At 58.2% G+C, this 20,531-nt stretch carries 22 protein-coding genes; 12 read left to right on the top strand and 10 right to left on the bottom strand.

Going from position 1 to position 20,531, the window contains the following annotated elements; translation table 11 throughout:
- Positions 1–257 precede the first annotated feature (257 nt).
- Both MKD49_RS08495 and MKD49_RS08490 read right to left on the bottom strand, forming a co-directional pair.
- Positions 258–566 (bottom strand): winged helix-turn-helix transcriptional regulator, encoded by a 309-nt coding sequence (locus MKD49_RS08495; protein ID WP_371925464.1) that lies wholly within the window; start codon positions 564–566, stop codon positions 258–260.
- A gap of 236 nt (positions 567–802) precedes the next feature.
- Entirely contained in the window at positions 803–2,431 is a 1,629-nt protein-coding gene (locus tag MKD49_RS08490; RefSeq protein ID WP_252696066.1) for a methyl-accepting chemotaxis protein, read from the bottom strand.
- 662 nt (positions 2,432–3,093) lie between these two features.
- On the opposite strand from MKD49_RS08490, the gene MKD49_RS08485 reads away from it, so the two are divergent.
- The 11 genes from MKD49_RS08485 (at position 3,094) to MKD49_RS08435 (ending at position 14,252) form a co-directional block, all read left to right on the top strand.
- Positions 3,094–4,443, top strand: coding sequence for an MFS transporter (locus MKD49_RS08485; RefSeq protein WP_252696065.1), 1,350 nt, complete (start codon positions 3,094–3,096; stop codon positions 4,441–4,443).
- 28 nt (positions 4,444–4,471) lie between these two features.
- The gene (locus MKD49_RS08480) at positions 4,472–6,007 is read left to right on the top strand and encodes a 3-hydroxyacyl-CoA dehydrogenase (RefSeq protein ID WP_252696064.1); all 1,536 of its coding nucleotides are present in this window, start codon (positions 4,472–4,474) and stop codon (positions 6,005–6,007) included.
- Complete coding sequence (locus MKD49_RS08475; protein WP_252696063.1) at positions 6,004–6,792, top strand: enoyl-CoA hydratase-related protein; 789 nt, start codon at positions 6,004–6,006, stop codon at positions 6,790–6,792. Before MKD49_RS08480 ends, MKD49_RS08475 begins: the two co-directional genes overlap by 4 nt.
- A 149-nt stretch (positions 6,793–6,941) precedes the next feature.
- The gene (locus MKD49_RS08470; protein WP_252696062.1) at positions 6,942–7,721 is read left to right on the top strand and encodes a GntR family transcriptional regulator; all 780 of its coding nucleotides are present in this window, start codon (positions 6,942–6,944) and stop codon (positions 7,719–7,721) included.
- A gap of 47 nt (positions 7,722–7,768) precedes the next feature.
- A complete protein-coding gene (locus MKD49_RS08465) occupies positions 7,769–8,389 on the top strand; it encodes a glutathione S-transferase family protein (RefSeq protein WP_252696061.1) in 621 nt (206 codons plus the stop codon).
- A gap of 50 nt (positions 8,390–8,439) precedes the next feature.
- The gene (locus MKD49_RS08460; RefSeq protein WP_252696060.1) at positions 8,440–9,660 is read left to right on the top strand and encodes a CaiB/BaiF CoA-transferase family protein; all 1,221 of its coding nucleotides are present in this window, start codon (positions 8,440–8,442) and stop codon (positions 9,658–9,660) included.
- A 34-nt stretch (positions 9,661–9,694) separates the two neighbouring features.
- Positions 9,695–10,324 (top strand): carboxymuconolactone decarboxylase family protein, encoded by a 630-nt coding sequence (locus tag MKD49_RS08455; protein WP_252696059.1) that lies wholly within the window; start codon positions 9,695–9,697, stop codon positions 10,322–10,324.
- On the top strand, positions 10,321–11,229 hold the full coding sequence (locus MKD49_RS08450) for an amidohydrolase family protein (protein WP_252696058.1): 909 nt from the start codon (positions 10,321–10,323) through the stop codon (positions 11,227–11,229). The genes MKD49_RS08455 and MKD49_RS08450 overlap by 4 nt, the downstream gene beginning before the upstream one ends.
- A gap of 18 nt (positions 11,230–11,247) precedes the next feature.
- The gene (locus MKD49_RS08445) at positions 11,248–12,024 is read left to right on the top strand and encodes an enoyl-CoA hydratase/isomerase family protein (RefSeq protein ID WP_252696057.1); all 777 of its coding nucleotides are present in this window, start codon (positions 11,248–11,250) and stop codon (positions 12,022–12,024) included.
- Between the two features lie 170 nt (positions 12,025–12,194).
- Entirely contained in the window at positions 12,195–13,313 is a 1,119-nt protein-coding gene (locus MKD49_RS08440; protein ID WP_252696056.1) for a porin, read from the top strand.
- 75 nt (positions 13,314–13,388) lie between these two features.
- Positions 13,389–14,252 (top strand): alpha/beta fold hydrolase, encoded by an 864-nt coding sequence (locus MKD49_RS08435; protein ID WP_252696055.1) that lies wholly within the window; start codon positions 13,389–13,391, stop codon positions 14,250–14,252.
- 442 nt (positions 14,253–14,694) lie between these two features.
- Here the strand turns inward: MKD49_RS08435 and MKD49_RS08430 are convergent, their stop codons facing one another.
- On the bottom strand, positions 14,695–14,991 hold the full coding sequence (locus MKD49_RS08430; RefSeq protein ID WP_252696054.1) for a hypothetical protein: 297 nt from the start codon (positions 14,989–14,991) through the stop codon (positions 14,695–14,697).
- A gap of 105 nt (positions 14,992–15,096) precedes the next feature.
- Here MKD49_RS08430 and MKD49_RS08425 point away from each other — a divergent pair, with 105 nt between their 5' ends.
- Positions 15,097–15,546 (top strand): helix-turn-helix domain-containing protein, encoded by a 450-nt coding sequence (locus MKD49_RS08425; protein ID WP_252696053.1) that lies wholly within the window; start codon positions 15,097–15,099, stop codon positions 15,544–15,546.
- A gap of 213 nt (positions 15,547–15,759) precedes the next feature.
- Here the strand turns inward: MKD49_RS08425 and MKD49_RS08420 are convergent, their stop codons facing one another.
- The 7 genes from MKD49_RS08420 to MKD49_RS08395 all read right to left on the bottom strand — a co-directional run bounded on the left by MKD49_RS08420 (position 15,760) and on the right by MKD49_RS08395 (position 20,524).
- Positions 15,760–16,083 carry a hypothetical protein gene (locus MKD49_RS08420; protein WP_252696052.1) on the bottom strand — a complete coding sequence of 108 codons (324 nt, stop codon included), beginning with the start codon at positions 16,081–16,083 and terminating at the stop codon, positions 15,760–15,762.
- Positions 16,084–16,711: 628 nt separating this feature from the next.
- Positions 16,712–16,798, bottom strand: a complete 87-nt coding sequence (locus MKD49_RS26570) for a hypothetical protein (protein WP_371925463.1) — start codon at positions 16,796–16,798, stop codon at positions 16,712–16,714.
- A gap of 40 nt (positions 16,799–16,838) precedes the next feature.
- Positions 16,839–17,324, bottom strand: coding sequence for an ABC transporter ATP-binding protein (locus tag MKD49_RS08415; protein WP_252696051.1), 486 nt, complete (start codon positions 17,322–17,324; stop codon positions 16,839–16,841).
- Between the two features lie 190 nt (positions 17,325–17,514).
- The gene (locus tag MKD49_RS08410; protein ID WP_252696050.1) at positions 17,515–17,931 is read right to left on the bottom strand and encodes a hypothetical protein; all 417 of its coding nucleotides are present in this window, start codon (positions 17,929–17,931) and stop codon (positions 17,515–17,517) included.
- A gap of 60 nt (positions 17,932–17,991) precedes the next feature.
- The gene (locus MKD49_RS08405) at positions 17,992–18,807 is read right to left on the bottom strand and encodes a competence protein CoiA (protein WP_252696049.1); all 816 of its coding nucleotides are present in this window, start codon (positions 18,805–18,807) and stop codon (positions 17,992–17,994) included.
- Positions 18,808–18,840: 33 nt separating this feature from the next.
- Positions 18,841–19,761, bottom strand: coding sequence for a hypothetical protein (locus MKD49_RS08400; RefSeq protein WP_252696048.1), 921 nt, complete (start codon positions 19,759–19,761; stop codon positions 18,841–18,843).
- A gap of 19 nt (positions 19,762–19,780) precedes the next feature.
- Positions 19,781–20,524 (bottom strand): endonuclease NucS domain-containing protein, encoded by a 744-nt coding sequence (locus MKD49_RS08395; RefSeq protein WP_252696047.1) that lies wholly within the window; start codon positions 20,522–20,524, stop codon positions 19,781–19,783.
- Positions 20,525–20,531: the final 7 nt, after the last annotated feature.

The following is a 20,531-nucleotide window of genomic DNA, read 5'->3' as shown; positions in this document are numbered from 1 at the left end:
ATCTCATATTTGTGTCACCGAATTATTTTACTGTTTCTTTTCAGCGCATATTCTTGTCTTCATTCATCTGCTGAATAACGCGTGTTGCAGCGAAGTGTCAGCCAAGTGCCCAGCGACTCTTGCGGTGCGCCAGCAAATAAAATGAATGTCAGAGGGAGAACAAGTGCCGCCAGGAATGTCAGGGCTGGCCCGCTCAGTTCCTAGCGCAAAATGGACTTCAGGGAAAAGATTGACCTTACTCGCTCTGGGGCCTCAGCTCACGGCGTGAGCCAACTGGCATCTGTTGATTTGCTCGCGGATTTGACCCTCTCCATTTGACCCACCTTCCACCGCCTACCAAAGGCGGCGACACGGTCGTACGACCCTTTATATCCCAGCTCTTGTAGATCCAGGAACATCTGTTTCAGGGTGCTAGGCGAATGCCTTGCTGGGTATGCTGGTTCGATCGCGTCTGACCGGATATAACGGCGTACCGTATTCCGGGAGATGTCTAGGCGGCGAGCGATTTCCCGGATTGAGATATGGTCTCTGATGTACCAGCGTCGAATAATTCCACGTAGGGCCACGTTTATCACTCCGTTCTCCCGCTCACTGTCATGAGCAGGATTGTGGTCTAAACATGGGTCAACTTAGGATGCAAATTTCCGGAGAAAGTGGGTCAGTTTTCAGCGCAATTCAACAAATTGACATTTTTCCTTGGGTGGCCGCGCGCAGACTTGGCGGCAGCCACCATGAGATAGAAATGACAGCAATAGCAAGAGAAAATTTATATAAGAATTGCTCTTTCACGGAAAGATGGGTCTCACGTCAGAGTCATGATCACGGGCTGGGCAGTACGGCCGCGCGAGGTCCCCGCGATCAGGTCTGCTGTATGAGCAGTTGATGCATCCAGCTTGAATGTGGACACTAGGCCTGCCAACGCACTGGCTTGTTCCATCATGGCATTGGCAGCTGCGGCAGCTTCTTCAACTAGCGCAGCATTTTGTTGAGTCGCCTCATCCATATGCGTTACCGCCATATTGACTTGGCCGATCCCGTGACTCTGTTCTTGGCTTGCCGACGAAATTTCGGCCACTACGTCGGTCACGCGCTTCACACTCGTCACAACGTTCTCCATTGTTCTCCCCGCTTGCTCCACAAGGCTACTCCCCTGCGAAATCTGTCCCACGGAGGCGTTAATCAGGTCGGTAATCTCTTTTGCTGCGGTCGCACTACGCTGTGCCAAGCTCCGCACTTCCGATGCGACCACTGCAAAGCCACGCCCCTGCTCCCCGGCCCGTGCCGCTTCCACGGCAGCATTCAGCGCAAGGATATTAGTCTGAAACGCAATTCCGTCGATGACACTGATGATGTCTACGATTTTTCTCGATGAGTCATTGATCCCCTCCATGGTAGTGACGACACGACTGACAACCTCTCCGCCTTGGCTAGCAACATCTGACGCCGATATTGCAAGCTCACTTGCCTGCTTCGCATTCTCAGCATTTTGCTTAACGGTCGCCATCAGTTCCTCCATGGCCGACGCTGTTTCTTCAAGAGCTCCTGCTTGCTGTTCGGTTCTCGAGGAGAGATCTAGGTTGCCTGACGCTATTTCGGATGAGGCCTGCTCAATTGAGTGCGTACCCTCCCGAACTTTTCCGACGATAGCGACGAGGCTGTCCCGCATTGTCTTGATAGCAAACAGGAGACTCGTATTGTCGCCCGCTTTGGTATTGACTTCCGATGCCAAATCGCCGGAGGCGATCCGGTGAGCGATATCCGCTGCATATGAGGGTTCGCCGCCGAGCTGCTTCAACAGACCCCGCGTGATGCCAATTGCGACTATTGCCGAAATGATCGCTACCACTGCCGTCAATATCATGACTATTAGCGAAGCATTTCCCGCCATGTCGTTGGTAACCTCGTGAGCCTTATCATCTTCGGCCTCTACTTTCGAGATGACCTTATTAATGTCTAGAACGATTTGACGGCGAAGTGGGCTACAGTCATTCACCAGAAAATCGCGGAACTCTTCGGATTTACCGCTTTCCCGATAAATGCGAGGGCGCTTAAGTTCCTCTGCCATATTCAGAAGTCCAGACCGCACTTTTTCAAAGTCCCTGTCACCGGCGAAGAGTGGCTCAAGTTGTTTCAGCGCTTGCAAATATAGCTGCTTTTGCTCATCCACAATGGCGAGCTCTTTTTGAGCATCGGCGTCGCTGCGGAATACATACGCGTTGCGCGCGGCAAGCCCCGTTTGATCTAGTGCCTCGCGGGCGAGATAGAGGGGGGTTAGCTTTTGATCCTGTACCGCGTCGGCTGCCTTGATTGAAACGGTCAGCGTTCTGATGCTGTACAGCGAGATCCCCGCAAGCGATACCGTCAAAATCAGCAGAACTGAAAAGGCCAACGCCAGCTTTGTACCGATCTTCATACGTTGAGAATAAGACATATTTCCTCCTGGAAAATACGAGTTTTCTGTGTCGATTGATTTCGATGAGCATCAATCGCTTCGAGGTCAACTATAAGCGGTAGATCGATATTGGGCTTTAGGGGTTTTCCGCATATTGAAGAGATTAGGCGACATTCTTACTAAACACGAGTCAAAAATCTCATCAGCCGCGAAGTCCCAGCTATGTTTCTGTTTGAGCAATGGCCAGGTGTGCTCAGCGCCGTAGGATTGCTGCGCCGACTTTGTCAGATAGCCTCGTGACCTACTTCTCCATGCGGCGAAGCATCGTGAAAGCGCCCGGGCTCATAATTTCAAAGACTTTGAAGGTAGATTGTGCCGATAACATGTTGATTTGCTCGCAGAGTTGCGCCTCTGCCGTTGTCCATCTTTTCACTGCCTTCCGAAGGTAGCCACGCGGTCATACGATCCTGATAACCTACGCGACCGAGCGCATCGTACTGCGGGCTCACATAACCGCCGCACCGGACCACATCCCCGGTCCGGATTTGACAGCGAAGCATCGGCACGGTATTCTCACAAAAAGGTCATAAGTATGACCTAATGATTTTAATGATCCGCTCCCCCTCCCCCCTCCCCTTACATGAGGCAAGAGGCCGGCGCATCCAACAGCATCGATAAAGAACAATGAACGAGGAGACCCGATGAGCAACGCTGATTCCCCATCCCTGGGGCAGGCCGGCCAGCAGTTCATGGCGCCGGACCGCGCCACGCTGGCTGATGCCACCTACCGCAAGATCCTGTGGCGCATCATGCCCTTCCTGATGCTGGTGTACGTGGTCTCCTTCATCGACCGCTCCAACGTCGGCTTTGCCAAGCTGCACTTCCTGGCCGATCTCAATTTCACCGATGCCATCTATGGCATCGGCGCCGGCATCTTCTATGTGGGCTACATCCTCTTCGAAGTCCCCAGCAACCTGTGGCTGCAAAAGATCGGCGCGCGCAAGACCCTGCTGCGCATCATGGTGCTGTGGGGCCTGTTCTGTGCCGCCCTGGCGTTCATGCAGACCGCCACGCATTTCTACCTGATGCGCCTGCTGCTGGGCGCCGCCGAGGCAGGACTGTTTCCGGGCATGCTGCTCTATCTCACCTATTGGGTTCCGCTGTCGCGCCGTGCACGCTTCACGGCCCTGTTCACCGCCTCCATCCCGCTGGCCGGACTGATCGGCGGCCCGCTCTCGGGCTGGCTGATGCACGCCTTCGAGGGCGTGGCGGGCATGCGCGGCTGGCAATGGTTGTTCATCATCGAGGGCCTACCGGCCTGCATGCTGGGCGTGGTGGCCTATTTCTACCTGAATGACAAGCCGGATCATTGCCGCTGGCTCACTTCCGAAGAACGCGCCCTGGTGGCGGCCGACATGCAGGCCGACCAGGCCGCCAAACTCAAGGGCGGCGGGCATTCCTTCGGCGACGCGCTGCGTAATCCTCAGCTGTACTGGCTGGCCGGCATGGGAGTAGCCGTGCTGGTCGGCACCGGTGGGGTGTTCTTCTGGCTGCCCACCATCATCCGCAAGGCCGGCGTGCATGACATCGCCACGGTGGGCCTGCTCTCGGCCATTCCTTTTGCTGCAGCCATCGTCATCCAGTATCTCAATGCCCGTCACTCCGACCGCAGCGGCGAGCGCCGCTGGCACGTGGCCATTCCGGCCATCATCGCCGGCATCGGCTGGATCGCTCTGCCTTCGGTGCAGAACAGCATTCCCCTGTCGCTGGCGATGCTGACCCTGGTGACCGCGGGCACCTTCAGCTTGACCGGACCGTTCTGGATCCTGCCGGCGCAATTCCTTTCGGGCACCGCACTGGCGGCCGGCATCGCCCTGCTCAGCACCCTGGCTGGTATCGGCAGCGTGTTCAGCCCGATGCTGGTGGGCTGGCTCTCCAGCACTACCGGCAGCCTCGCCACCGGCCAGTATTACTTCGGCGCGTGGATGCTGGTGGGTGCGTTCACCCTTCTGTTGGGTGTCAAGCCCAAGTCCAGCACCGCCGCAGCCTGACCACGCCATGACCTCTTTGCATACCCACATGAACGCCTTAAAACCAGACGCCCTCATCGGCATCATCGGTGCCGGCGCCATGGGCAGCGGCATCGCCCAGGTGGCTCTCGACGCCGGTCACCCGGTGGTCTTGCACGATGCCGCAGCGGACGCACTGGAACGCGGCCTCGATGGCATCCGCAGCCGCTACGCCCGACTGCTGGCCAAGGACAAGATAGACCAGGCCCATCACGACGCCTGCCTGGTCCGCCTGCGCGGCGGCACCCTGCAGGAGCTGGCCGGCGCCGCACTGGTGATCGAAGCCATCGTCGAACGACTGGACGTGAAGATCGCCGTGCTGTCGCAACTGGAGCAACTGCTGCGCCCGGACGCCATCATCGCCAGCAATACGTCCTCCCTGTCGATCACCGCCATCGCCGCCGGACTGGCGCGGCCGCAGCAGGTGGTGGGCATGCACTTCTTCAACCCGGCACCGCTGCTGCCGCTGGTCGAGGTGGTCAGCGGCAAGGCCAGTGCCGAGACAGTGGTGCAGACCATCTTCGAGACCGCCCTGGCCTGGAAAAAAGTCCCCGTACATTGCCGCTCCACGCCGGGCTTCATCGTCAATCGCATCGCCCGCCCCTACTATGGCGAGGCGCTGCGCCTGCTGACCGAGGGTGCTGCCGATGCCGCCACCCTGGATCGGGTGCTGCGCGAGACGGGCGGCTTCCGTATGGGCCCCTTCGAACTGATGGACATGATCGGCCACGACGTCAATTACGCCGTCACCCAGTCGGTCTACGACGCGCTCTACCAGGACCCACGCTACAAACCCTCGTTGTTGCAGAAAGAGCTGGTCGACGCCGGCTGGCTGGGGCGCAAGAGCGGGCGCGGCTTCTACCGTTATGACGTGGAGGCGCAGACAGGCGACGCGGTTACCTCCGGCGCCAACACCTCTGCCGGCTACACCATAGGTAGTGTCATCGCCGAAGGCGAACTGGGCCCCGTCGCCGCACTCATCGACCTGGCGCACGAACACGGCCTGCCAGTGCGCGTGACCGACGGCCCGGGTGTGCTGCACATCGATGGCGTGACGCTGGCCCTGAGCGACGGCCGCAGTGCCAGCGAGCGCTTTGCCCGGGATGGCGTGCAGGTGGTTTTCGACCTGGCCCTGGACTATCGTCAGGCGCGCAGCATTGCGCTGGCGCCGGCCGACCAGACGGATCGCCATGCACTCACCGTCGCCCAGGCCTTCTTCGCCGGTATCGGCAAGTCGGTCGTCGTGCTGGATGACTGCCCGGGGCTGGTGGTCATGCGCACCGTGGCGATGCTGGCCAACGAAGGCGCGGATGCCGTGCAGCAGGCGATTGCCACGGCTGCCGATGTAGATCTGGCGATGCTCAATGGCGTGAACTATCCGCGTGGACCGCTGGCCTGGGCCGACCGCATCGGCATTGCCCATGTGGCGCGCGTGATCCGCCATCTGTCACTGAGCTATGGCGAGGACCGCTACCGTCTCTCGCCGCTGCTGGCGCGCATGGCATTGACGAATTGCGCCTTCTTTTCCGAGAGGGCCAGCGCATGAGCCAGGCTGCCGACAGGACAGCGCCCGTCCGCTGCGAAATCTCCGACGCGGTGGCCGTCATCACCATCGACCGGCCGGAACGCCGCAATGCCCTCAATCTGGAGGTCAAGCAGGCCCTGGCCGAGCTGATCGACGCGGCGGCGGCGGACCCGGCGGTACGCGTGATCATCCTCACCGGCTCGGACAGCTATTTCGTCGCCGGGACCGATATCGGCGAGATGGCGACGATGACGCCGACCTCGCATACCCTGCAAGCCACCGACCGCGTCTTCAATGTGCTGCGCCGTGTGGACAAGGTGCTGATCGCGGCAGTGGAAGGCTATGCCTTGGGCGGCGGCTGCGAGCTGGCGCTGTGCTGCGACCTCATCGTCGCCGGGGAGACTGCCAGGCTGGGCCAGCCGGAAATCCGCGTGGGCATCATGCCAGGTGCCGGCGGCACCCAACGGCTGGTGCGCACCATCGGCAAGTACCAGGCCATGAAGCTGGTATTGACCGGCGAAGCGGTCAGCGCACGCGATGCCCTGGCCATGGGCATGGTCTCCGAAGTCTGCGAAGACGGCCAGGCGCTGGCGCGCTCGCGTGAACTGGCAAGCACCATTGCGGCCATGCCGCCGCTGGCGGTGCGGGCGATCCGGGAGGTCATGCAACAGGGTCTGGATATGGCGCTGGACAGTGCGCTGGCGCTGGAACGGCGCGCCTTCCAGATGCTGTTCGACACGCAGGACCAGAAGGAGGGCATGCAGGCGTTTCTGGAAAAGAGAACAGCGCGCTATCAGGGGCGCTGAGCCGTCAGGCAGCGGGCAAAGACAGTGCGGACGGATATCAGTCAAAAGTTTGAGCTAACGGATAATTCGGGGATAATTCGTCAATAAACGGCCGAATTATCGCCCAGTGCACCGCCCCCCGGCGGCCGCCAAGCTCACGAAAGCTTTTGATGAAAAACCCGCCCTCCCGCCACTCCCTCCCTGACCTGGCCGACCCGCGCAAGCTGGCCATCGATTTCAGCCGTAGCGCCGTACCGCGCTACGTCCAGCTGGCCAGTCTGTTCCGCAATCGGGTGGAATCGGGTGATTGGGCGGTCGGCACGCAAATTCCCACGGTCGATGAACTGTCCGAGGAATGCCAGGTGGCCCGCGCCACGGTACGCCAGGCGCTGGACATGCTGGAAGAGGAAAAGCTGATCGCGCGCTACCGTGCCAAGGGCACATTCGTGATCGGCAAACCGCAGGAGCAGTTCTGGTGCGAGGTGGCCACCGACTGGTCAGGCCAGTTGCTGGCACCGGAAGGTGCCACCATCGAAGTGCTGACTGAGCGCGAGCGGCTGGCGCCGGCACCGGTGGAGCCGTCGCTGGGCCAGATGGCCGAGGCCTACGAGCACTGGCGGCGCCGCCACTGGCGCAATGGCAAGCCGTATTACCTCGGCGATGTGTATATCGATGCGCGCGTCTGCGCTCGCATCCCGAAGAAGTCCTTCGAGACCAAGACCTCGATGCGCATCTTGCGCGATCTGCCGGGGCTGGAAATCAAGGAGGCGCACCAGACGCTGACGCTGGGCTCGGCCGATCCGCTCATTGCGGAACTGCTGCAGATCCCGCTCAATGCGCCGATCGCGTATGTGACGCGCTCGGCGGTAGACCAGGCCGGCCGCGTCGTGTTCGTGGGCCGGGGCATTTACCGGGGCGATGTGATTCGCCTCGACATACGACTGAAGTAACGGTGCACTGATTGCCGTTGCCAGTCATCGACAGATGAGGAAACGGCATGAAACTCCATTGGTCGCCACGCTCGCCCTTCGTGCGCAAGGTGGTCATCCTGCTCAAGGAAACCGGTCTCGAATCGCGCGTGCAGCTGGTGCGTTCGGTGGCCGCCATCGCCACGCCCAATCCGGCCATCATGGCCGACAATCCCCTCTCGCAGATTCCCGCGCTGGTGCTGCCCGGCGGTGAGCCGCTGTACGACTCGCCGGTGATCTGCGAATACCTCGACAGCCTGCACGACGGCCCACGGTTCTTCCCTGCGGCCGGCCCGGCACGCTGGACTGCGCTGCGCCGCCAGGCACTGGGCGACGGCATGCTGTCGGTATTGCTGATCTGGCGCCAGGAACGCATGAAGACGCCCGCCCAGCAACTGGATAGCTGGCTGCAGGCATTTGCGCTCAAGATCAGCACTGCCCTCGACCGACTCGAAAACGAGGCCCCGGCCCTGGCCGACGGTGGCTTCGACATCGGCCATCTCACCCTCGGCTGCACGCTGTCCTATCTCGATTACCGCTTCGCCGATCTCGACTGGCGTACCGGCCGCCCGCAGCTGGCGAGCTGGCACGCGGGATTCTGCCTGCGTCCCTCGGCACAGGCGACGATGCCGGACAACGCTGCGGCCTAAACACGGCTGCACTTCTTTTTTCTGCTTTTTGGTTTGATATCGGAGTTCTCATGGCAGGTCCGCTTTCCCACATCAAGGTGCTCGATCTTTCCCGCATCCTCGCTGGTCCCTGGTCGGGCCAGATCCTGGCCGATCTCGGCGCCGACGTCATCAAGGTGGAGCGCCCGCGCGTAGGCGACGACACCCGCAGCTGGGGCCCGCCCTTCCTGCGTGACGCAGAGGGCAACGAAACTCGCGAAGCCGGTTATTACCTGGCCTGCAACCGCGGCAAGCGGTCCATCACGGTGGATCTGAACACGGCCGAGGGCCAGCGCATCATCCGAGATCTGGCGGCGCGCTCGGATATCCTCCTGGAAAACTACAAGGTCGGCACGCTGACCAAGTTCGGCTTGGATTACGCCAGCCTCAAGCAGATCAACCCCGGCCTGATCTACTGCTCGGTGACCGGCTTCGGCCAGACCGGCCCCAAGGCCGACAACGCCGCCTATGACTTCATGATCCAGGCCATGGGCGGCCTCATGAGCGTCACTGGCGAACGGGACGACCTGCCAGGCGGCGGCCCGCAGAAGGTGGGCGTGCCCATCGTCGACCTGATGACCGGCATGTACACCTCGGTGTCGGTACTGGCGGCGCTGGCGCGACGGGCAGAGACCGGCCTGGGCGACTACATCGATATCGGCATGCTCGACGTCATGGTGGGCTCGGTCGCCAACCAGGGAATGAACTACCTGATCTCCGGCAAGACCCCGCAACGCGCTGGCAACAAGCACCCCAACATCCAGCCCCAGGACGTGTTCGCCTGCGCCGATGGCTACATCGTCCTGGTGGTCGGCAACGATGGCCAGTTCGCCAAGTTCTGCCAGGTGATCGGCCAGGCCGGATGGCCGGCCGACGAGCGCTTCGCCACCAACGGCAATCGGGTGCGCAACAAGGATGTGCTGCTGCCCATGATCACCGACGTATTGAAGACCCGTGGCATGCAGGAGTGGGCCGCGCTGCTAGATGCCGCCGGGGTCCCATGCAGCCCGATCAACACCATCCCGCAGGTGTTCGAAGACGAACAGGTGAAGCACCGCGAAATGCTGATCCAGATTCCCCACCCCACTGCGGGGTCGGTGCCGCAAATCCGCAGCCCGATGCGCTTTGCCGACGCTGCCTTGCGCTTCGATAAGGCGCCCCCCCTGCTGGGCCAGCATACCGATGAGGTGCTGACCGAACTCGGCTTTGATGCCGCCCAGATCGCCGCGTGGAATGACGCTGGCGTGATCTGAAATCGAACCACGACAAGAACTTGACCGAAACGCCATGCCAAGAATTTCCTTCCCCTCCCCGGAGACCATGAACGCCGAACAGCGTGCGGTCTACGACGACATCGTCAGCGGCCCGCGCGCGCGCCTGGTCGGCCCCTTGAAAGCCGCCCTGCACAACCCGGCACTGGCTGACCGCTGGCAGAAGATGGGCGCCCTGCTGCGCTTCGGCACCAGCATTCCGCCGCGTCATAGCGAACTGGTGATCCTGGTGGCAGCGCGGCGCTGGAACAGCCAGCTCGAATGGGCCATCCATGCGCAGGCAGCACAGGCCGCCGGCCTGCCGCAAACGGTGATCGATGCGCTGTGCGCATGCCAGGCCCCCTTGTTTGCCGACGCCGCCGATGCCCACGTCTACGAATATGCCCGGCAACTGCAGCAACACGGCAACGTCGATGAGGAGGTGTATCAACGCGTGCTGGGTCTGTACGGCGAGGCCGGCATCGTCGAACTGGGCGCCATCCTGGGCTACTACACGATGGTAGCCATGACGCTCAACGTGCACCAGATTCCGGTGCCGGAGGAATATGCCGAGCCGCGCCTGCAGGTCGCCACGCACCACGGCCGGCCACAGTTGACCGACTTGCCACCCGGCCAGTTGAGCCCGGTCAAGGAGCCGCTATCGTGACGACCTCCGGCTTCATCCCCACCGAGACCGAGACACCGCGCATGCCCACGGCGCCGCGTACCTCCCTGCCGGCCCAGGCTTGCGACAGCCACGCCCATGTCTTCGGTCCGTATGCGGCTTTTCCGTTATCCACCGCATCGAACTATCCGCCGCCGCTGGCCCCTGCCGAACTCCATGCGCAGATGCTGGCCACGGTAGGTGCAAGTCGCGGCGTGCTGGTGCAACCCGCTCCTTACGGTAGCGATCCGGCCTGCATGCTGGCAGCCATCGCCGCCAGTGCCGGACAGGTACGCGGCATCGCCGTGGCCAGCGCCCACACACCGCTGTCCACTCTGCAGGCCTGGCATGCCGGCGGCATCCGTGGTCTGCGTTTCGTGGAAATGCTCACCCCCGCCGGTGACAGGTTTGCCGGCAGCGTGGGCGTGGACGATCTGCTGCAGCTGGCACCGGCCATGCGCGAAGCGGGCCTGCACGCGCAACTGTGGGCGCCCTGCGAGGACTATGCGCAGCTGTTGCCGCAGCTGCGTGCGACCGGGCTGACACTGGTGCTGGATCACATGGCTTGCCTGAAGGTCGAGCGCGGCGTCGATGATCCCGCCTTCCAGACGGTGCTGGCCGCGCTTCGGGACGGTGACGTATGGATCAAGCTGTCGGTCTGCCGGATCTCCGGTGCGGCCCCCGCCTATGCCGATCTCAAACCTTTCCACAACGCCCTGGTGGCGGCCAATCCGGCGCGCCTGCTGTGGGGCTCGGACTGGCCCCATGTACGCATGGGGGAGAAGGCACCGGATGTGGGCGCACTCATCGAGCTGTTCCACCAGTGGGTGCCGGACGCCGCGGTGCGGCAGCAGATCCTGGTGGACAACCCGCAGACACTGTATGGCTTTGACCAGGCCGGCCGCTAATTCACGACGAGGGATTCCATGTTCGACTTCACCCAGCTCAATGTCAGACTCGATGGCCATGTCGCCACGCTGACCCTGAATGCGCCGCCGGTCAATGCGCTGACCCGCACGCTCAACGATGAACTGACGATGGCACTGGACGCCATCTCCGAGACCGATGACATTCGCGCCATCGTACTGACGGGCGCCGGCAAGGTGTTCTGCGCCGGCGCCGACCTCAAGGGCCGTGCCGAGAACATCCGCCAGCCGGGCGACTTCATGGCGCACTCGCGGCGTACCCGGGAATGCTTCCATGCCGTGCGTGAATGCGCCAAGCCTGTGGTGGCCGCCATCAACGGCGCCGCACTGGGCTCGGGGCTGGCACTGGTGGCCTCCTCGGACATCCTGGTGGCGTCCGAGCAGGCCAGCCTGGGCTTGCCGGAGGTCGATGTCGGGCTGCTCGGTGGTTGCCGCCATGCCATGCGTCTGTTCCCGCATTCGCGCCTGCGCCGCATGGCCCTCACCGGCTACCGGGTCGGCGGCCTGGAGCTATACCGGCTGGGCATCGTCGAAGCCTGCGTGGCGCCCGGGGCCCTGCTGGAGACGGCACTGGAGATCGCGCATGTGATCGCATCCAAAAGCCCGGTCTCGACGCGCATGAGCAAGCACACCATGAACGTCATCGAAGATCTGAGCCTGCGCGACGGCTATCGCTACGAACAGGACATGACCGCCGCCATCGGCAAGACCGAGGATGCGCGCGAAGCGCAGCTGGCGTTCAAGGAAAAGCGCGCACCGGTCTTCACCGGCCGCTGACCTCTGCCGGTGCCGTCCCACCGCTGCACACCCACGTAGCGGCCGGCCCGGAACACCTTCACAAGATTCCACCGCTGCGACCCCGCCGTTGCAGTGGAAGGGACACGTCTTGCCTGCGCCCGGCATCGGGCCGGGCAGCAGACACATATCAACTACAAGGAGGAGCATCCATGTCTTACCCATTGCCACCACAGTTTTCCCGGTCGACAAAGCAGTCTGACACCCGCACATATGCCCGCCAACTGGCCATGGGCGCCGCCCTGCTGCTGTCGACCCAAGCCGCGTTGGCGCAGTCCGGCGTGACCATCTACGGTATTGTCGATACCGGCTTCGTGCACGAATCCGGTGGCCGCAACGGCTCGGTCAACAAGATCACCGGCGGGATAGGATCGGGTTCCCGACTCGGCTTCAAGGGGACCGAAGATCTCGGTGGCGGCATGGCGGCGCTGTTTGTACTGGAATCCGGATTCCAGAGCGACACCGGAGCAATGGGCCAGGGTGGCCTGCTCTTCGGGCGCCAGTCCTATGTGGGCCTGTCGGGTTCGCAAGGCACGCTCACGGTAGGCCGCCAGTACACGCCACACTACACCGGCTTCGTGCTGGCCGATCCGTTTGCGGCAGGCTTTGCCGGTAACGCCGCGAACCTGGCGGCGAATTCGGGCAGTCGCATGGACAACACGGTCAAGTACGTGTCCCCTTCCTTCGGCGGCGTCTCCGCCGAAGCGGTCTACGGCTTCGGCGAAAACGCCGGTTCCAATGCCATGGGCCGCGCCTGGGGCGGTGCCCTGGCCTATGCCAATGGCGCCCTTTCGCTACGCCTGGCGCATCACAACCGCAACATGGATACCCCCACCGTCCAGCGCAGCGAGAACGCCAAGAACACGCTGTTCTCCGGCAGTTATGACCTGAAGGTGGTCAAGTTCAACTTCGGCTACGGCATCAACAAGGGCTATGGCAGCTCGGCACTCAACAATGCCAATGCCTACGGCCTGGCGGTGGCCCCTACCCCGACCACCGACAGCCGCGACATGATCCTCGGCGTGACCCTGCCCTTGGGACAGCACAAGCTGATCGCCTCCTACATCCGCAAGGATGACCGCACCCGCTTCAACCAGGACGCTTCGCAACTGGGACTGGGCTATCTGTATGCGCTCTCCCGACGTACCGAACTGTACACAACGGTAGCCAGGATCTGGAACCGGAACGGCGCCGGCTACACGGTAGGCAGCGCCATCGAGACTGGCTCGGGCGACATGGCCTGGAATGCCGGGATCAGGCATACGTTCTGAGCAGCACCTGCCTGAGCGCATGCGTGGATACGAGTGCCGCCCGCGCCAAGACCATGACTAGAAAAGGAGATTGCGATGTTGCTGGCCGCCGTAACGGCATGGCTGGCGTGGAGCACGCCACTGGCGGCAGCCAATGTACGCAACCATGCCATTGTTCAACAGGGTGAAACGTCGATTGAGGTAATCGTCGATGAAGCCTCGGGCCCCGATGCCCGGGAGCGCAAGGGGGTAATCGTGCTGCTACCGTCCTCACAACGTGGCAGCGAGGACTTCGACAACGTCGCCAAACTCCTGGCCCAGGCCGGTTACCGTGTGCTGCGGCCGCAACCGCGTGGCATCGGTGCCAGCCGGGGAGCACTGGAAGGGATGAGCTTGCACACCCTGGCCGGTGATGTGGCGCTGGCGATCCGGCTGTTGGGACAAGGCCGCGCTGTCGTGGTGGGGCATGCCTACGGACATTACGTGGCCCGAGTCACTGCGCAGGATTATCCAACGTTGGTACGCGGCGTGGTCGTGGCAGCTGCGGCGGCCAAAGGACCGCTCCTGGCGGAATTGAGCGCGGCGCTGGATACCGCTGCTGACCAGCGCAACTCACCCGCGCAAAGGATTGCGGCGCTCAGAGAGGCATTCTTCTCCGGACCGTTCGTGCCGCAGTCCTGGCTGAAGGGATGGCATCCAGAGCTTGCTTCGGCCTATCGGCAGGCCAGTCGGACGACACCACAATCGACGTGGTGGCCGTATTCGACCGTACCCATCCTCGACCTGCAAGCGCAGCACGACCCATGGCGCCCTGCCGCCACCCGCGATGAACTGTGCGACGCACTGCCCGGCATGGTGGAGGTACGGGTGATTCCTGATGCCAGTCATGCGCTGTTCCCGGAACAGCCGCAGGCGGTTGCCAAGGAGATTGTGGACTGGGCCGACAGGCTTCCTCGCTAGTCACCATCGTTGGACGGAGGCGACGGAGGCGCTTGCGCAGCCCTATTCGCAACGCGCGGTGTTCCGCCCGGCAAGGTCGCTATGATGAACATGCGCCGGAACAGCAACAAGGTGCTACCGTCACTACGTGGCGAATAGTCAGGGCATCCAGTTTCTCATTGATGCAGTAGCGCCCTTATTTGGTCAAGTTTCGCCTCCGCCGTGAGCGCTCTTGCCTGATACCGCGCAGCATCTTGTACAAGAAGGGAAATTCGATGCCAATATATGGCACCTAGATCTCCGCCTTCTAATTGAAGGCGATCAAACGTTCTAAGTGCTTCTTGAAGATCCATCTGTGGTGTGTCAGTTGAATATGGCATGGATATCATTCGCCGCCCTTCCTGTAGCTGGATGACCAAAACCGCGTATTAAGCATTGGATCGGAGGATATTCCACCATCGTTTCAGGCAGAGCTGCAGGCCTGAGCGCCCTCTTGCCCGGAGTACAAATCATGATCAAACATGTGGTGCTCGAGATCAGAAGACAGAGTGTCTTTTAAAACCTTTGCCCACATTGCAAATTGCTCGATCGGCTCATTCCCGCGAGGCTCGGAATAACGCGATACCCCATGTAAAGGCGGCACCCGGCGCCATTCCACTGTCAACGAACCGTCGATAGCCATTGAAATTGACTTGACCTTACGGGTCACGCCCCCGTTGCCTATGTAAGTCGAAAGCGGACGAATGTCGGCAATATTCATTTGAGCTCCAGTAGTTTCTGCATGCAACATTAACCGCTTCTTTTTATTCCACGAGGAAATTTTTGGGGTGTCGACGACGACATCAAGTGCTTAATATTAGGAGGCATGACTTTTTACGTCAATAAACATGATGTAAAACGCCCTGTATGTTGCCCGCAGAGAAACGGATTATGTGTGATTGTCCAGTGGTCACACATGAAGATAAACAAAGACATTTCCGAAGGCAGCTTGGCCGCCCTAGTGGGCGCAAACATACGAAGACGCCGTCTTGCTGTTGGGCTTATCCAGCAAGATTTGGCGCAGGCTTTAGGAATTGAGGTCGAGACGGTCTCTCGATATGAGCGGGGACACATAGCTCCACCGATAGAACAGCTCGGCAGGATTGCCAGTGTTCTGACGACGCCTGTTTGGACACTTTTCCTGTCCGCGAAAGAAGATAGGGTCTCGAACAGCCTAATCTTGGCGGAACAAATTCAACGGCTTAGTGCGAAAGATATATTGACGATAACTAAAATTATCACCGCTTATGCTGATAGTCAGACCCGGTCTGAATAAATTTGCCAAGAAGAGACTGAGAACTCGGCGGCCAGAGGCGCCGGTCGCCGCTACACCTGCCTTGGCCTTGATCAGCGCCTGCTGCACGATGTCAAATCGCCGCTCTGCATCGGTTGCACTACAACCAACTCCTAGAGTTGCGCAGCTTGCTGGTTTCGCTCCGAACGAACCTGGTGCAATTCGGCGTGCGCTTAACTGACACCCATTAAGGACTCAATTTGGCCGCTTTTTTTTAGCGTCGCGTTTCGTCCGACTGGACTGGGCCACCGCAACGAGTGCTGCGATATCGATACCAAGTTGTTGTGCCGTAGGCACCGGTATATTTTTCGCAGACGATGGATCATGGGCCTCCGTTACATCGCAGCAAGCCTTATGCAGCCGCTCTATCTCTTTGCAATCAGTGTCCTCAAAGGTCACGACTTCGCCCAAGTTGCCAACTTTGATCCAGTCACGGTACCTCACGACCACGCCATTGAATACTATGTCTTGAATCATTCGCTCGATCGTGGCGCGTAACTTGCTGTATTGCTGCCGCATGGCACTGGATTGCTCCTCGTCCGGATATGATGGCCACGACTTTTCAAGATACCGCTGCGCTTGCTCGAGCTTATCGATTCTGTCTTTGAACGTCTGGTGATGCCAAGGCGAGGGTCGACCGGGATTCTGGAAATTTTTGCAGAAGTTGAGCTAAGCAATTGGTTTAATTGATTATTTGAAAGATAAAGCGCCGGTCTTCTTGCGACCCAGCCGAGATAACGAAAAATTTCGGATATCAGCGTAAATGTAACTAAGCCGCCGCTCTATGGATGTTGGGTATGGCGTCCCACTTGGGATTGGGTGTCAAAGGCATTGATCGTCGAATTACGACCCGAAGAGGACGTAAATCTATCTTCGCAACAAATCGCTTCCGCCGGAATGCGCGTGGCCCCGTCATGCGGAAAATTTCTCGTTCTTCTCGAATGCGCTCACGTAGTGGATTCACGGAATTATAGTTTCCGATATGCAACAGGCTTTTCCCTTGTTGGCGCTTAACTTGCAGCATCAGCCCTGGTGTGGTGATCTTGCGAAACAATTAGCCAGCACCCTTTCGCCGCTTTTCCCAGGTCTCCAGTGCGAACAAGGTAATAGTGTGTGCAGCATGGATGGCGAGTCGAGCATGACGGGGCTAAATGCGGTAGAACGTAACGCCAGCGCCATGCGCTGAGCTGGCATGAGTACGCAATGCTGCGATGCCCTCAATCGTGGCAAGCATACCAGTTAGAATATGGAAATTCTAAGGGCTCTTCCTCGGGTCAGTGGAAATACTTGTCTCGGCGATTGTCGAATGCTGGGATCGTCCCTTCAAGGACATCCAAGACCGAACGATTCATCTCCGAGCTCTCGATGGCACCGGAGACGTACGTCATCGCAAACTGGTCGCCGCGGTCGAACTCGGCATGGATGATCTGCTCCGCGTCGCAGCACACCGCCAAATTAGCGTTGTGGGTGACCATGACGATCTGCCGGCGCGTCCTGGCGCGCTGAATTATTGGCACTAGCATGGAGTAGACGGTCTGGTTGTCCAAGTTTTCTTCCGGCTGGTCCAGGATGAGCGGCGTCGGGTCCGTATCGACCAGCAGATAGAAGATGAGTAGCAAGGCGCCGCGTTGACCTGGTGACATTTGCTGGATGCTGGTTCCAGCCAGGCTCAGCGAGAACTTGACTTCTAGCTGCTTCAGGTCGAGGAGATGCTCATACAGCTGCTCTGCCGTGACCTTGGTGCGGAGAATTGGGAGCAATGCTGCCCCATGCTGTTCTGCGCCACCGGTAATTACCGCCCGAATACCCCTCAGCCCCTTAGCCAGGCGTCCATTGAAGTAATTTTGTTACCGTCTTAGAAGTAATTTTGTAACTCACTCGACGCCTGTCGAGGGGCCGTGGCCACGACCTCACCAATTTCGTGAAGCCTCAACATTGGTTATGGACAACTTAGTGGTGTGCCTGATCCCACAGAACCGGAGCATCTGAAACGCGAAAGTCTACGTTTTCGATGCCGCCACTGGCGCCATGACTAATTTCCCATCTTGTGATATGTGAATCTTTTCCAAACGCCACTCCACCATCGGCTACTAGGTGACCCCGTTCATTTTTGACGCCGTAACAATGCAATAAACATGGATGACCAGTAAATTGCTCAATCGAAGAAAGCGGCAGAACGGCGATAAGTAATTGATGTTGCCCGTTGCAATAGGAATGGCTGCATGGAAAAGAGACTAGAAAATCAGAGGCCCAGTTTCCAACCCGCGAAGGGTTCGCTCGCCAGTTCCAATCGGCCAAGTCAAAAAATGCCGCCCATTGAGCCTCTAGTGGAGTTCGAAAATTTTGTCCGTTGTATGTAGCGCCCAAGATGACTCTCCTATGGTTCACTAATTGTGCCAGGGGCCAACAAAGACCCCGTGGGCTCACCTACCCTGCGACGCTATTTTCCTTCACCTTCGATTCAATAGCTAAGATCGCCCCCTTCGGATACCAATGAGTGCCAATCTTTGCCTCTGGCCTCGGTTTGATGGTGAAGCGTACGTCATTGAGAAAAAATGGCCCTGTTAAGGTTAGCTTTTTCCATCTCTTGGAAATCTTCTCGTAGCCTCCAACGGAAACGTGATGACCGCCACTCTCGTACCATTCGTTATATGGGACGTCAATCATGCTTTTATCGAACTTACCATGCCATAGCTGCGCGCTCTCTGCATCTAAATACCAAATGTGACCAAAGTTAAATCCGTGTATCCAGCGTTCGAATGGTTTAGGAGAGTAGCGTTTAACTATGCCGCCACTCATCGTTCTTTCGAACTCCAGCTTCTCTAGCTTGATTAACGGTAGCCAAGTTAAAGCCACCTGATGCTGGAAATAAAGGCTCGTACGATGCTCGATTTCATCCGGGCTTATGGTTGAGTGCTGCAATTCAAATGCTACCGATTGACCGTTTCTAGCGGACACTAATACATCCGCTCTTAGTTGGCGATCGGCGATTGGGTATTCAATTTCAACAAACCTACCTTCAGCTTTGAAATGGAGATATAAAAGCTCTTTGGCCTTCAAATGAAGCTGAGTCTCGCCCGCGGCCCAGGAACAACTAACAGGGGGCTTATGCGCGAAATGATGAATCATCTTCCGTCCTTTTTTTAAAGTTACTTCTTGCGAGCAACCAGGACAGAAATACGCCCGACCTTTTTCAGCCAGACTAGCAAGAATCCTCTGTTTCTCCATCAGAGCTACTAGCATGACCACTCTCCTTCTTCCCGTTCAGCAATGAGCTTATCTGAGATGATTAGTAGGTGAAGTTTCCTCTCGAGTCGGCCGCAGCTCTCCCACGGTTTCGATAATCGCATTTCGAAGAGGTATTCTCTGCACTTTTCCAGTATCAGGATCGAACAAAACTATGCTGCTGCTGGTTGTAACAGCTTCTCTCCCTTGGAATTCGATCTCGCGAGGCAGCTTTATTGATAAGCAAAGTGCCACCTTTTCATTCGATTTTTTTTTCGCCTTCTCATTGAACGTATCAATGCGCTCTATTCGCCCTTGTAGCGGCTGGCAGCGCGTTGGTTCAATTACGTACTCTTTTAGATGACGCTCAGCCGCTGCTTCGCCTATAAGTGAAATTATCGGCATGATGAAAGTCAGCGTTAAGAACAGATAAAGAAGGAATGTCACTATTAAAGGCATTGCCACAACATACGTCGCAAAGCCAAGTAACCCTTGTAAGACAACGATTCTAAACGGCACCTTCTCACTAGGTGGAACAAGTATTTTTCGTTTTAGAGAATCAAGCTTCTTGGCTGAAGCAGACCGAACTGAAGGGAGCTTGATGATGCCATATGTAATGAACCACGAAGCTAAAAGAATGAGTCCTCCAAAAATAGACTCACTAAGCAAAGTGATGTAGGTAGATTTGAAGGAGATTTCTCCAGCCTTGCTGTAAAGCGAAGTCACCGCCCACACTGATAGTTCGAGAAGCTCGAATGTCGATTGAAAGATCGGCTCATGTGGAATCGAAAACACTATATTCGTGGCAAGAGCGACACCGTAACCGGTGAAAGAAAGCACCGTCGCCAAGACCGACAAAAAAAGTGCCAACAGGGAAAGCGTATCCTTGAAGGTCGACTTTGCTGCTGGTTCCGTTTTTTTTGAATACAGATGTTTATTTTTTAGATACCGACGGTTATCAAGTATTTTCATTTTCGTTAGACGCAATAACTCAACCCGCTACCACTTTATTAATTGCAAAATCCATTTTGTATTGACACAGCGAGATGCCAGACACACGTTTGACAGCAATCGATAGTTCGTCCGAGATTTCACTAGCTATGATTATTCCCCGAGATTGTCCGCGCCTCAAATTACTATCAACCCAGCCCATGTAATAAAGCAGTTGACCAAGCGCTTTATTTCTTCCTTGCGAAAGCTTTAGTTCTATAACCACCAATTTTTCTTCCGAGTCCACAGCTAAGATATCTATGCGTCCAGCGCCAACTGGATACTCAATGCCGGAACGCTCTCCATCCCGATACAGGCGCAATCCGGACTCGATCTGCGAGAGATTTTTAGCTAGAAAATCTCTGAGATGCGCTTCAAGGGCAAACTCCAGCGAGCCATTCACTGTTCCCTCAGAATTGTCCCCCTCCTCTCCAGCCGCCAGCTCCAGAAATGCGTCATAGTCATCTGCATATTGAAGGTAACGCGTCCGCCTACGTACGCCGTCTGACGTTGCACCACTTGGCCAACACTGAGAGACAAACTTCTCGTAAACGCCATGTTCTTCCAAAAGTCGGACGATATAGCCACGTCGAAGCTTGCTGTTGTATTTTCGATCCCATTCGATTTCAAAGTAACGTATTTCTTCGGCTTCTTTTTCAAGACCAATTTCCTTTGCAAAAGCATATGCTTGCAATAACGGAAGAACACCAGGCTTGGAAGGTGTGAGTGTTTTATATTTGAGCATTTTGCGT

It is taken from the genome of Herbaspirillum sp. WGmk3, from assembly GCF_023952535.1.
Lineage (GTDB): Bacteria > Pseudomonadota > Gammaproteobacteria > Burkholderiales > Burkholderiaceae_D > Herbaspirillum > Herbaspirillum huttiense.
The sequence above is the reverse complement of the archived record's forward strand: the minus strand, read 5'-3'. Positions and strand labels throughout refer to the sequence as shown.

Bases quoted from the DNA above. Each gene is read 5' to 3' on its own strand.
- MKD49_RS08490 (WP_252696066.1), bottom strand. From the start codon at position 2,431: ATGTCTTATTCTCAACGTATGAAGATCGGTACAAAGCTGGCGTTGGCC.
- MKD49_RS08485 (WP_252696065.1), top strand. From the start codon at position 3,094: ATGAGCAACGCTGATTCCCCATCCCTGGGGCAGGCCGGCCAGCAGTTC.
- MKD49_RS08480 (WP_252696064.1), top strand. From the start codon at position 4,472: ATGAACGCCTTAAAACCAGACGCCCTCATCGGCATCATCGGTGCCGGC.
- MKD49_RS08475 (WP_252696063.1), top strand. From the start codon at position 6,004: ATGAGCCAGGCTGCCGACAGGACAGCGCCCGTCCGCTGCGAAATCTCC.
- MKD49_RS08470 (WP_252696062.1), top strand. From the start codon at position 6,942: ATGAAAAACCCGCCCTCCCGCCACTCCCTCCCTGACCTGGCCGACCCG.
- MKD49_RS08465 (WP_252696061.1), top strand. From the start codon at position 7,769: ATGAAACTCCATTGGTCGCCACGCTCGCCCTTCGTGCGCAAGGTGGTC.
- MKD49_RS08460 (WP_252696060.1), top strand. From the start codon at position 8,440: ATGGCAGGTCCGCTTTCCCACATCAAGGTGCTCGATCTTTCCCGCATC.
- MKD49_RS08455 (WP_252696059.1), top strand. From the start codon at position 9,695: ATGCCAAGAATTTCCTTCCCCTCCCCGGAGACCATGAACGCCGAACAG.
- MKD49_RS08445 (WP_252696057.1), top strand. From the start codon at position 11,248: ATGTTCGACTTCACCCAGCTCAATGTCAGACTCGATGGCCATGTCGCC.
- MKD49_RS08440 (WP_252696056.1), top strand. From the start codon at position 12,195: ATGTCTTACCCATTGCCACCACAGTTTTCCCGGTCGACAAAGCAGTCT.
- MKD49_RS08435 (WP_252696055.1), top strand. From the start codon at position 13,389: ATGTTGCTGGCCGCCGTAACGGCATGGCTGGCGTGGAGCACGCCACTG.
- MKD49_RS08430 (WP_252696054.1), bottom strand. From the start codon at position 14,991: ATGAATATTGCCGACATTCGTCCGCTTTCGACTTACATAGGCAACGGG.
- MKD49_RS08425 (WP_252696053.1), top strand. From the start codon at position 15,097: ATGACTTTTTACGTCAATAAACATGATGTAAAACGCCCTGTATGTTGC.
- MKD49_RS08420 (WP_252696052.1), bottom strand. From the start codon at position 16,083: ATGCGGCAGCAATACAGCAAGTTACGCGCCACGATCGAGCGAATGATT.
- MKD49_RS26570 (WP_371925463.1), bottom strand. From the start codon at position 16,798: ATGCTTGCCACGATTGAGGGCATCGCAGCATTGCGTACTCATGCCAGC.
- MKD49_RS08405 (WP_252696049.1), bottom strand. From the start codon at position 18,807: ATGCTAGTAGCTCTGATGGAGAAACAGAGGATTCTTGCTAGTCTGGCT.
- MKD49_RS08400 (WP_252696048.1), bottom strand. From the start codon at position 19,761: ATGAAAATACTTGATAACCGTCGGTATCTAAAAAATAAACATCTGTAT.
- MKD49_RS08395 (WP_252696047.1), bottom strand. From the start codon at position 20,524: ATGCTCAAATATAAAACACTCACACCTTCCAAGCCTGGTGTTCTTCCG.